This window comes from Aquirufa sp. A-Brett2-W8, assembly GCF_054558755.1.
The window spans coordinates 37,886-48,920 of the sequence record NZ_JBPXKS010000004.1 but is presented as its reverse complement, the minus strand read 5'-3'; the positions used below and the strand labels follow the sequence as shown (position 1 = coordinate 48,920).

The window sequence follows — 11,035 nt, the reverse complement described above, 5'->3', positions numbered from 1 at the left end:
CTACCTAAATTTGTTCATGCTTAAATGGATCTTTTTTTTCTTTTTGACCACACAAATCTTTGCACAGACGGTTCCCGTAGGAATGCCGGATTATTCAGAAGAGCGTTTGCGCAATCAACAACTACTATCTGGGGCGTCTTATTCGTTTACTATAAGGCCGGTTTCGGATTCCATTTCGGCGAAGCTGCTGCCCGCCTCTATCCTGACTTCCTATAATTCCGATGCTCCCATGGGCTGGAATGACGGCGCGATGATCCCGGCGAGAGGCTTGCAAACTTATCTAACGGCTGGTTTTTTTCTGAAATACAAAGCCTTGAGTTTTCAGTTAAAGCCTGAGCTTGTTTACGCAGCGAACCCTTCGTTTGAGACTTTTTCCTTGCAGGGTTCCTACCGCGCGCCCATGCTGGTGCTCTGGAATAGCATCGATATACCAGAACGTTTTGGCAATTCGACGTATACCCGTTTTCGTTTAGGCCAAAGTGCCCTGCGCCTCTCTTCCCGATCCGTCTCTGTGGGTATTTCCACCGAAAATCTCTGGTGGGGCCCCGGTTTCCGGAACTCCTTATTGATGTCAAACAATGCCCCCGGCTTTTTGCACGGCACATTTAATAGTGTGAAACCGGTAAAAACCTTTTTAGGCTCCTTTGAATTTCAGCTAATCGGGGGGCGACTGGAGGGTTCAGGAGTTCAGCCTTCGGCGTCTGATTACCTCGTAAATGGCATTAATTATGTAGAGCCAAAATCCTCCGATGCACGCTATATTTCCGCTGTAACCATCAACTACCAGCCACGCTGGATCCCCGGATTATTTCTAGGTTTTTCCAGAGCCTTTCATCTCTATACCTCGGATATGGGGTCTGGTTTGACCGACGTTTTCCCCTTTATATTGCCATTTGAGAAGAAGCGAGTGCCATTTGAAGATGAAAAGAGACGAGATCAATTAGCGTCTATTTCCGCTCGTTGGGTTTTCCCCGCCTCGCAGGTTGAAATCTATGGAGAAATAGGCTGGAATGATTATCCGAACAGTTTGATCGATTGGTATTTGTCTTTAGAACATTCCCGGGCTTATTTATTTGGAATGCGTAAAGCCTTCCCTCAGTCCCCTGGTCGCTATGTTCGCTTAGCCATTGAAAACACTTCCATGGACATGACGGCGGATCGCATAGTTCGAAATAATGGACCTTGGTATAGACACGATTTTGTACGTCATGGTTATACAAACGAAGGGAAAGTTCTCGGGTCAGGAATTGGTCCTGGTTCTAATCTCCAAACATTCGATGTGGCCTTTGTGCGCCCCGCTACCGTCGCCGGATTTACCATAGAGCGCTATGCGCACAACATGGATTATTTTTATGATGCCTTTAAAACCTATGATTCCAAATGGGTGGACGTGAATTTTGGTGGTTATTACCAACGCCACGTCGGTTCTTATGCCTTATCTGCAAAATTGAATTTTGCACTAATCAGGAATTACCAATGGGTATTGGATAATGTCAAACTAAATACCCAGCTGCAATTATCAGCAACTCGATATTTTTAGCCTTCAGGGTACAGATTCATGTATTTTATGGTAAATTTGAATAATTCATTCAACACCTATCATGAAAAATTTTGTTATCTTATTGTTAATCAGTGCATTAAGTTCATTTGTTTCGCCTGCTACGAAGACTGTTTTAGTCAAATCTGACCCTGCGGGCGCAGAGGTTATATTAAACGGTTACTTCGTGGGAAAGACCCCTGTCGAAATTAAGATCGACGAAAAGCAATATAATTTCATCTCCGTTTCTAAATCAGGCTACAAGCGCCAACGTGTCGAATTGAAAGGGGTAGGAAAAGAAATAGAAGTGAAATTAGAGAAGGATCTCTAAATCGTCTTTAGGACTTGTTCTAAATCCGCCCACAAATCATCCACATGTTCTAAGCCGATAGAGAAACGCAATAGGTTTCCCGGCGTCGTACTTTGCGGCCCTTCGATGGACTTGCGGTGTTCCACCAGCGATTCTACCCCGCCTAAACTCGTCGCTTGTTGAAAAATCTGCAGTTTGCCTGCCATTTCCCTTGTTTCCGTTTCACTTGTTTTGACTTGCAAAGCAATCATTCCGCTAAAGCCCTGAGGCATTTGTGCTTTGGCTAACGCATGCTGTGGATGTGATTCCAAGCCGGGATAGTGTACTTTCTCTACTTTCGGGTGTTTTTCCAAACGCTTTGCTAGTTCCAAAGCGTTCGCACTGTGCTCGCGCATTCTCAATGGCAAGGTCTTTAAGCCCCTTGCTAATAAGTAACAATCTAACGGATTAGGCGTCGCCCCCATCAATATCTGCACCCTTTCTATTCTTTTCGCCCACTCGTCATCTTCTTTCAATAATACTGCTCCACCCATAATATCGGAGTGTCCGCCGATGTATTTTGTCGTCGCGTGCATCACGATGTCCGCGCCAAGGGCAATGGGGTTTTGGAGGACGGGTGTCCCCAAGGTATTGTCTACGCCTAGTTTTAATTTATGTTTTTGCGCTATGCTAGCAAGGCCTTTTATGTCGGTGATGCTGAGCATCGGGTTCGCCGGGGTTTCTGCCCAGATGAGTTTCGTATTTTTCTGAACCGCTTTTTCGACTTTCGCTAGGTCTGTCATATCCACTTGAGTCACTTCTAATCCCCAGGGTCCTAAAATTTCTTCCGCCAGTTTATACGAGGCATAATAACCTACTTCCGGCATTAAGATATGGTCGCCAGATTTTAGGCATTGGAATACGGCGTTGACCGCGGCGAGGCCTGAGCCGAAGGCGAAGCCTCGCGACGCCCCTTCTAAGGCCGCCAGGCCTTTTTCAAGTGCAATGCGGTTCGGATTGGAGTTGCGGGAATACATATGGCCTTTCGGATAGGTTCCGTCTAAAGCCCGTTCAAAAGTCGTCGTCAAAAACACCGGTGCCGCAATCGCCCCCGCCGTTTCATCCTTCAAATGACTCCCATGTACTGCAATCGTCTCCTTTTTCATTTTTGGTTCTCTTTCAACTTAAAGTTTTTACCCAAATACAAACGACGAACTTGTTCGTCATCCGCTAATTCTCGTGGCGTCCCCGCCTTCAAAATCTTTCCCTCAAAAAGCAAATAAGCCCTATCCGTAATCGACAAAGTCTCATCCACATTATGATCCGTAATCAAGATCCCGATATTCCGATATTTCAATTTCGACACAATCGCCTGAATCTCCTCCACCGCGATCGGATCTACCCCCGCGAACGGCTCATCTAACAAAATAAATTTGGGATCCACCGCCAGCGCCCTCGCAATCTCCGTTCTCCTTCTCTCTCCCCCAGAAAGCACCTGCCCCAAACTCTTCCGCACATGTGTCAGCGAGAATTCTTCCAGCAGACTTTCTAGTTTTTCTTTTTGCTCTTCTTTTGACAATTTCGTCATTTCTAACACCGCCAAAATATTATCCTCCACACTCAACGTCCTAAAAACCGACGCCTCCTGTGCTAAATACCCGATGCCTAACCTTGCCCTTTTGTACATAGGTAAGTCAGTTACGTCCAAATCATCTAAGTATACCTTGCCTTCATTCGGCTTCACTAATCCAGTAGCGATATAGAAGGAAGTGGTTTTTCCGGCACCATTTGGCCCCAATAAACCCACAATTTCCCCTTGCGCCACCTGATACGATATGTGATCATTCACTAATCGCTGGCCGTATTTCTTGACTAAATTCTCTGTCCGTAAAATCATGCCTTAAAAATACGAATAATTTCGATGTTTTTGCGCTTTGCTTTTTCGCTGGTTCTACTCGTTAAACCCATTAGGTGCTCTGATTGTTCAGAAACGCCATGTTGTGAAATAAATCGTTCGGGGGCAAACTCGATTTTGAGGTATTGACAGTTTGTGTCAATTAATTGGGCGTCCAGCTCTAGATAAATGGACGTTACGTTAAATGCTGTTTTCGCCTATTGACAAAAGTTGTCAATTCCTCAGAATGCCATTTAGTGCTTTGAAGGCATTTCAACACTATGCCGTTTCCAGTACTTAGAGACCTATTATGGAATATAAATTCTGGTGAATATTAAAAGATTCTCTTTACTCTCTTATCTCTACTCTCCTTCCTGACTAAGCCGCAGGCGACTAAGTGACGTAGTCACGACTAAATTGCGCAGCAATGACCTCGCGAAGCTACAGCACTTCCCCCCTAACCGTATACCTCGTAGGCGACGAAAACCAGCGTAAAGCTTGAGAACCAGCGATGGTATAAGAAACTACCTGACCAGCGACTAGGCGCATGGATAGTTTTTTGGAGGTTACGTAAATTAAATTTTCCGAAGAAATATCAAATTCAACAGAAGCAGGGCGACCTAAGGAATCTAAGGTCACCATAAAAGAACGCACGGGAAGATCTTCACCTTTTTTTAACGAATATTGAATGAGACCAGGGGTCGAGCGATCCTCATAACTAAGGGCGTAGGCGGGTTTGTTGAGATCGGCTTCGTTGAAGAGGGCCCACTCTTTGGCCAAATCAACCTGAACCGAATCAATTACTTCAGTGTTGCCGTCTAAAATAACGGTCTTTTTTACCGAAATGGGGGAAGATGATAGGCGGTTCAGCTCTTTTTTCCAGTCGTAGAAATGAGTGGCCGGCTCAGGGGAGCTGGTGCACGCAACGAATGTGAAAAAAAGTAAAATGCTGAGGCGAATCATCCCCCCAAAGGTAAGAAAAATTTAAGCGGTGTACACCTCCTCAATTGGAATCTTCAAGACTTTGATGAGAAGGTAAATTTTCGTGGCATTCGGATAATGTTTGCCAGATTCCCAATAATTGTAGGCGCTTTGGGATACGCCGACCGCGGTGGCGACTTGTGATTGTGTCATTCGTAAGGTCAGGCGCGACTTGATCAATACGGTCGAAAAGACTAGTTTGGTTTTCATAAATATTTAGTGGTTACAGTTTTATTTTTGATAATATTCAGAGAATAAACCCAAAAACAAAACTTATTCCACTTTATAAGTGAAGATTATGAAAACACTGATATTCGTGCGCAATGAGAGTATAAAAAAAGTCCTCAAAAGACAAAATCGGCTTTTGAGGACTCTAATCACTACACTTGTAGGAAATTTATTTCACGCTGTATTTGTACTTATAGCGTTCAAAAAGTTGCGAATGTTTGTTATCTAAATTCAAAGCACGGCCCTGGATGAAGGCATGCGTTAAAACACTCGAACGCATATCTAACACATCACCTGTTGAGATGATTACGTTTGCATCTTTGCCTGCTTCGATACTGCCGGTGCGATCAGCGATGTGTAGGATTTTGGCAGCATTCAGCGTGATCGCAGAAATTGCCTCTTCCTTCGTCATTCCGTAAGCAGCCATCGTTCCTGCATGGAAGGGAAGGTCGCGTTGACGCCAGTTTCCATCACTGCCTTCGAAGCCCATCGAGAATAAAACGCCTGCTTTTTGAAGCATTCCTGGGGTCTTATAGGGTTGATCTACGGCATCGTCTTCGGTTGCTGGTAGGCTATGGATTTCTCCCAAAATCACCGCCACTTGATTCTCCTTCAAAATATCCGCAATCATATAGCTGTCTGTGGCTCCTACGAGAACGAGTTTGAAGTTGAATTCTTTGGCAAAATTAATCGCCGCCAACATCTCCTTCACTAAGTCACAGTGCACGAAAAAGGGCTTGCTTCCGTCGAATAATCCTTTAGTTGCTTCGAACTTCAAGTTCGTACTCGTATGCGTCTTCTCGTTCAAATACGCCTTCGCTTCTTGAAAAAAGGACCGCGCCTCTGCGAGGCGCGCCAATCCCGCTGCCACGGGATCCGCGTTCGCCCCTCTGCGTTGAAACGCCATCGGGCGGTTAATTAAAGCCGGCATCTTGAAGTGAACGCCATTATCCATCGCGTAAGCGGCATCTTGCCAGTTCCACGCATCGAGTTGAACGACGCTAGAAGATCCGGGGATCATTCCACCTTGTGGGGTGATTTGGGCTAATAAAACGCCATTCGAACGCACCGTATTGATGATTTTCGAATCGGTATTATAGGCTACGATCGAACGGATGTTCGGGTTCATTTCGCCTAGTTCCTCGATGTCGACGGTTGATTTCGTGGAAACGAATTCCACTAGACCCAAGCTCGAATTAGAGGCGATTAAGCCGGGGTAGACTTGCTTGCCTGTCGCATCAATGCGCTCCACATCTCCTGAAATAGTGACAGGGGAAGCGGAAACGGATTTGATTTTACCTTTTTCGAGAACGAGCGTGCCGTTTTCGATGACCGTTCCATTACCCACATGAATCGTACCGCCGGAAATGACGATGGTCTTGCTTTGGGCAGGGGAAGGGTGCATGGTTTCTTGTGCGAAAGCAGAAATACCGCTAAGCGCAAAGAAGAATGTATATATGATCTGTTTTTTCATGTTGAATTCTAGTTTTCAGTGTTATCCCAACGGCTCGAAATACGGTCCCAAATGCTGTTGCCATGGTGGTGATCCACCTCGCACTCATTTTCTTCTTTGAAAGATGGAGTTGCAGGGCGAGTCGATGCACCGCCTTTTTTCGCTCCGATCATTTTTTGGACTAAGCGTTGTTTCTCTGCTTTCAGTTCTGCCTGACGAATTAAGTCAGCAGCCCGATCGAATACGATAGCGCCGTCTACGATGGTATGTTCGGATTTGGCATAAATCGATAAAGGATTATCTGACCAAACCACGATATCCGCATCCTTGCCTTCCTTGATCGAACCGACGCGGTCAGCGACGTGTAACATTTTGGCAGGATTCAAAGTCACCATTTTCAAAGCGTCTTCCTCTGACATACCCGCGTATTTCACAGATTTCGCCGCTTCTTGGTTCAAACGACGCGCCATTTCCGCATCATCCGAATTAATCGCCACGTTCACACCCGTCTTTTGCATTAAATAGGCATTTTGTGGGATCGCATCCGTCACCTCCATTTTATAGCTCCACCAATCCGAGAACGTAGACGCGCTCGCACCGTGTTTGGCCATAATATCAGCTACTTTATAACCCTCTAAAATGTGGGTAAATGTATTCACCGTAAATCCAAAATGATCAGCCACCTTCATCATCGCATTGATCTCGCTCTGTACATACGAGTGGCACGTGATGAAACGCTTGTGGTTCAAAATTTCGACCAAAGTCTCTAATTCCAAGTCAATGCGCTTTCCAGGACCTTGCTTCTCATAGTCTTTCGCACGAGTGAAGGCATCCATCAGCACCTGCTCCACACCCATTCTTGAGTCTGGGAAACGTGGATTCGAGGTGTTATAAGAACGTTTTACGTTCTCGCCTAAAGCGAATTTGATAAATGGATCCCAGTTCGCAAACTTCATTCCTTCTGCATTTGCACCCCAACGCAATTTTAGTAATTGTGTTTGGCCACCAATGGTGTTACAAGAACCATGCAAAATATGGCTTGCCGTCACACCACCACTCAATTGACGGTAGATGTCAATATCATCTGGATCGATGACGTCTTGAATACGCACTTCAGCCGTTACGGATTGCGAACATTCGTTAATGCCGCCGGTTCCAGCTATGTGGGAGTGCTCGTCGATGATGCCCGCCGTTACGTGCTTGCCCGTTCCGTCAATCACGCGTGCCGAAGGATCTTTTAATCCTTTACCAATCGCCGCGATTTTACCGTTCTTTAATAGTACATCGCTGCCTGTTAAAACGCCGGATTTTTCATTCGTCCAAACCGTCGCGTTCTTGATCAAAATCGTCTCCGATGAAGCTGGCTTAGCCGTTCCGTATCCCGCAAATGGGAAAATAACGGAGCCTAATTCTAATTTATCTTCTTTCTTACCTGCTTTTTTCGCTACCGTGTCAGCCGCAGCGGATGCCGATGCTTTCCACGAAACCCAGTCGCCGTTTGCTAATTGGCCTGTTCCTGTGAAGGTCGCGCCTGCGAATGTTCCACTCAAGCGGGTGCGCTTGCCTTTGTCGGCTTTTGAGGTGAAGCTTAGGTTGATTAAGGATTCTTTTTGGGAGAAGTCGACAGACGTTGTGTCTTTGGCCAAAATCTGAACTTTATAGCCTCCTGGCTCACCAGAGATACTTAAAGTCGCCTTGTTCGCGCCTAAGTGTAAGTCGTATTTTCCTGCCAAAGAACTCCATTGTTCCTTCGCGATCGGATACGCATCGCCTTGCACCCAGTTCTCTATGATGCTTGTTTTCTCAGCGAAAACAGGGCCATTGGTGATGACGAAGTTGGCTAATTTTCCTGCATCTAGACTTCCGACCATGTCAGAAACGCCTAAGATAGTTGCTGGAGTTGAAGTCAAAGCCTCTAATGCCTTTTGCTCGCTTAAACCATATTGAATCGCCTTGCGGAGATTTGGCATAAAGCTACTCACGTCTTTTAATCCATTCGCCGTTAATGCGAAAGTTAATCCGGCCTTTTCGAAACTAGATGGATTCGTAGGCGCTAATTCCCAGTGCTTCATGTCCGCCATGTTCACAAAACGTGCGTCCGTCGGATCCTCTAAATCCATCGCCTGCGGGAAGTCCAAAGGCAAAATGAATTTCGCATTCGATGCTTTCATCTCGTCGATGCGTTGGTATTCGTTACCGCTCGCTTTGATAATGTATTGAATGCCAAACTCATCCCCGATTTTGTCCGCACGTAAAACAGACCACTTATCGGTTACCTCGAAGATTTGAGGAAGCACTTGAATCTCATTAAAAGAGGCCAAAGATAAATTCATTCCCTCTTTCGCCGGCTTCGATTTGTACCAAGCGGCGTCTAAGAAGTTTTGGCGTAAAAGCGCAATCGAACCCATCAAAGAGCCCGGATAATCCTGCGCAGAAGAACCTTTATTAAAGGAATAATGTGCCGACGCCTTCTCTTTCAAGATAACTAAGTTTTCTCTCTGCTTCGCTAAACTCACGAAAACGCCCGTTCCACGAGAAATCCCGTCCATCTGGTGCGTTAATACTGTGCCAAAACCTAGCTTGCGCAATTCCTTCGCTTTCGAATCATTCACCTCGAACAATTTCACATGCGAAACCTCCGATTTAATGGCCTGATTCCAAGAATACGGCCCTTTCGTGTTCGAAATCATTTGAGAAGGAGAGCGGTATCCGCCACCGCCTGCTGCTACGGGATTCATGCCATAATCGCTGTAAATGTCAATGAAAGACGGGTAAATGTATTTACCGCCACAATCGATCACCACTGCGTCCTTAGGGACAATTACAGCTCCGACCGATTCGATCTTACCATTTTTAATTACCAAAGTTGCCTTGGTCAATGTCGTTTTTGCATCTTTCACGATGGTCGCGTTCGTGAAGGCATAATAGCCATTCGACGGACTTGCGACGTCATTAATCGGGAAAGTGACTTGAGAAAAGAGAGACGTGCTCACGAAGAGGAACAGGGCTCCCAGCCAAAAAGGTTGAAATTTTTTCATTCGTCGATATTTGTTGAAGATTAAAGATAGAAATTTTTTTTCTTTGGCCTATCTTTGTCTACACATTTTGCCTAAGTCAAACATGAATACCGCTAATACGATCGCACAATTAGTTGCGAATCCAGAATCTCATGCCCGTTTTTTGAATACGCTTTCCTTTATGGAAAATTCTGGCGCTCGAAAAATTTCCAAATTTGAACACAAAAAAGAGGTCAGCCTCATCATATTAAAGCACGCCGCCGAAGAGCACCGCCACGCCTACTACCTTAAGAAGCAGATCAGCAAATTAGTTCCGTCCGGTTTCGAGACCTACGACGATTCGTTTTTGATCAACCCACGCACTTCTCGCTTCTATTTAGACTTATTAGACCTGCGCGTCAGCCAATATGCCAAGAAAAAGCTCGGTCTAGCAGGCTATGACGTAAAATGGGCGGCTTACTTATTAGTGACCTACGCTATCGAATTACGGGCAGATGAATTATATCCTATCTACCAAAAAATCCTCACTGAAACGAAGTCTAAAGTCCAAGTGAAATCCATCATCGTGGAAGAAGAGGGGCATTTAGCCGAAATGATTTCGCAGCTAAAATCAACCTGGCCAGACTGGTCAACGCATGCCGCAGTGGCCGTTCAGATTGAATCTGAGCTATTTCAAGATTGGGTGAGTTCGCTGGTAGAGGTGGCAGCATAAGGCCTGTTTCACAAAACGTGAACTTATTTCGTTTTTATCAATAAACTTTTAATCGCCAAACGGCCCGTGTAGTCAATTCTCTGTAATAAAATTGAAGTCTTTTGCTCTGCGAAATACTCGTCCACCGCTTTTCGGCAGCCTTCCCAGTGGCCATAATCATCGATGATCATAACGCCATTAGCACTTAATGAGGGATATAAATGGATTAATTCGTGCTTCGTGGAGGTGTACCAATCTGTGTCTAAACGCAACAGGGCAATCGCACCCGCAGGTGTGATTTGCGGAATGGTGTCTTCCACTTTTCCCTCCACATAATGAATGTTTGCTGATGGGAAAGAGCTGTTCGACATCGTTAATTTAACGTCGTCTAAGTTTGCCAAACACCAAACGGAAGTCTCCTTCTGGTCTTGGGTTTGCTCGAGCATTTGGTCTGCTTTTTGGCCCCTAAAATCCACATCCTCCGCCGTCGGTTCCGACATCCCCTCGAACGTATCGTATAAATAGAGGTGGCGATCGCTCACCCCGCGGTGCGCTAAAACCTGCGCCACCATCAGCGAAGAACCCCCGCGCCAAACGCCGCATTCCACGAAATCGCCCGGAATATTCTGATCAATCACATAATTCGTCGCCTGGTATAACGCAAACATCCGCTCCACCGAGGTCATCGTGTAGGGCTGGCATTTCTCATAAAAGTTCCAAAAGGTTTTATCCTGAATATCCGCATAGGGCCCAGTGGCCTTGCGATCGAATTTAGTGACTTTGTAACCGAATTGTTCAATGAGGCTTAGGAGGAATTTGCGCATAGGAGGTAATTTCTCCTAAAAATAGTAAAAATTTTGTGTTTTGCTATCGGCGATTCTCGGGTGTTGACAATATGTGTCAATAGTGAGAAATCGCAAACAGAGAACCACGCTAATTTCCCCT

Annotated in this window: 10 protein-coding genes; 3 read left to right on the top strand and 7 right to left on the bottom strand. The window is 45.6% G+C overall.

Annotated features, from left to right (window positions below; all coding sequences use genetic code 11):
* Window positions 1-16: 16 nt before the first annotated feature.
* Window positions 17-1,540 (top strand): capsule assembly Wzi family protein, encoded by a 1,524-nt coding sequence (locus ACST13_RS03750; protein ID WP_459521885.1) that lies wholly within the window; start codon window positions 17-19, stop codon window positions 1,538-1,540.
* 61 nt (window positions 1,541-1,601) lie between these two features.
* On the top strand, window positions 1,602-1,868 hold the full coding sequence (locus tag ACST13_RS03745) for a PEGA domain-containing protein (protein ID WP_459521884.1): 267 nt from the start codon (window positions 1,602-1,604) through the stop codon (window positions 1,866-1,868).
* On the opposite strand, the gene ACST13_RS03740 is transcribed toward ACST13_RS03745, so the two are convergent.
* The 6 genes from ACST13_RS03740 to ACST13_RS03715 all read right to left on the bottom strand — a co-directional run bounded on the left by ACST13_RS03740 (window position 1,865) and on the right by ACST13_RS03715 (window position 9,420).
* The gene (locus ACST13_RS03740; RefSeq protein WP_459521883.1) at window positions 1,865-2,992 is read right to left on the bottom strand and encodes a trans-sulfuration enzyme family protein; all 1,128 of its coding nucleotides are present in this window, start codon (window positions 2,990-2,992) and stop codon (window positions 1,865-1,867) included. The two genes, ACST13_RS03745 and ACST13_RS03740, sit on opposite strands and share 4 nt — an antisense overlap.
* The gene (lptB, locus tag ACST13_RS03735) at window positions 2,989-3,723 is read right to left on the bottom strand and encodes an LPS export ABC transporter ATP-binding protein (RefSeq protein ID WP_459521882.1); all 735 of its coding nucleotides are present in this window, start codon (window positions 3,721-3,723) and stop codon (window positions 2,989-2,991) included. Before lptB ends, ACST13_RS03740 begins: the two co-directional genes overlap by 4 nt.
* 438 nt (window positions 3,724-4,161) lie before the next feature.
* Window positions 4,162-4,683, bottom strand: coding sequence for a hypothetical protein (locus ACST13_RS03730; RefSeq protein WP_459521881.1), 522 nt, complete (start codon window positions 4,681-4,683; stop codon window positions 4,162-4,164).
* A 21-nt stretch (window positions 4,684-4,704) separates the two neighbouring features.
* Window positions 4,705-4,911, bottom strand: a complete 207-nt coding sequence (locus ACST13_RS03725; RefSeq protein WP_459521880.1) for a helix-turn-helix transcriptional regulator — start codon at window positions 4,909-4,911, stop codon at window positions 4,705-4,707.
* 187 nt (window positions 4,912-5,098) lie between these two features.
* Window positions 5,099-6,403: an amidohydrolase family protein gene (locus ACST13_RS03720; protein ID WP_459521879.1), complete on the bottom strand. Its 1,305-nt coding sequence runs from the start codon at window positions 6,401-6,403 to the stop codon at window positions 5,099-5,101.
* An 8-nt stretch (window positions 6,404-6,411) separates the two neighbouring features.
* Window positions 6,412-9,420, bottom strand: a complete 3,009-nt coding sequence (locus ACST13_RS03715) for an amidohydrolase family protein (protein ID WP_459521878.1) — start codon at window positions 9,418-9,420, stop codon at window positions 6,412-6,414.
* Window positions 9,421-9,502: 82 nt separating this feature from the next.
* On the opposite strand from ACST13_RS03715, the gene ACST13_RS03710 reads away from it, so the two are divergent.
* Complete coding sequence (locus ACST13_RS03710; RefSeq protein WP_459521877.1) at window positions 9,503-10,111, top strand: hypothetical protein; 609 nt, start codon at window positions 9,503-9,505, stop codon at window positions 10,109-10,111.
* A gap of 23 nt (window positions 10,112-10,134) precedes the next feature.
* On the opposite strand, the gene ACST13_RS03705 is transcribed toward ACST13_RS03710, so the two are convergent.
* A complete protein-coding gene (locus ACST13_RS03705) occupies window positions 10,135-10,914 on the bottom strand; it encodes a TylF/MycF/NovP-related O-methyltransferase (protein WP_459521876.1) in 780 nt (259 codons plus the stop codon).
* Between the last annotated feature and the right edge of the window lie 121 nt (window positions 10,915-11,035).

Excerpts from the sequence above, each read along its gene's own strand:
- ACST13_RS03750 (WP_459521885.1), top strand. The coding sequence starts at position 17 with ATGCTTAAATGGATCTTTTTTTTCTTTTTGACCACACAAATCTTTGCA.
- ACST13_RS03745 (WP_459521884.1), top strand. The coding sequence starts at position 1,602 with ATGAAAAATTTTGTTATCTTATTGTTAATCAGTGCATTAAGTTCATTT.
- ACST13_RS03740 (WP_459521883.1), bottom strand. The coding sequence starts at position 2,992 with ATGAAAAAGGAGACGATTGCAGTACATGGGAGTCATTTGAAGGATGAA.
- lptB (WP_459521882.1), bottom strand. The coding sequence starts at position 3,723 with ATGATTTTACGGACAGAGAATTTAGTCAAGAAATACGGCCAGCGATTA.
- ACST13_RS03730 (WP_459521881.1), bottom strand. The coding sequence starts at position 4,683 with ATGATTCGCCTCAGCATTTTACTTTTTTTCACATTCGTTGCGTGCACC.
- ACST13_RS03725 (WP_459521880.1), bottom strand. The coding sequence starts at position 4,911 with ATGAAAACCAAACTAGTCTTTTCGACCGTATTGATCAAGTCGCGCCTG.
- ACST13_RS03720 (WP_459521879.1), bottom strand. The coding sequence starts at position 6,403 with ATGAAAAAACAGATCATATATACATTCTTCTTTGCGCTTAGCGGTATT.
- ACST13_RS03715 (WP_459521878.1), bottom strand. The coding sequence starts at position 9,420 with ATGAAAAAATTTCAACCTTTTTGGCTGGGAGCCCTGTTCCTCTTCGTG.
- ACST13_RS03710 (WP_459521877.1), top strand. The coding sequence starts at position 9,503 with ATGAATACCGCTAATACGATCGCACAATTAGTTGCGAATCCAGAATCT.
- ACST13_RS03705 (WP_459521876.1), bottom strand. The coding sequence starts at position 10,914 with ATGCGCAAATTCCTCCTAAGCCTCATTGAACAATTCGGTTACAAAGTC.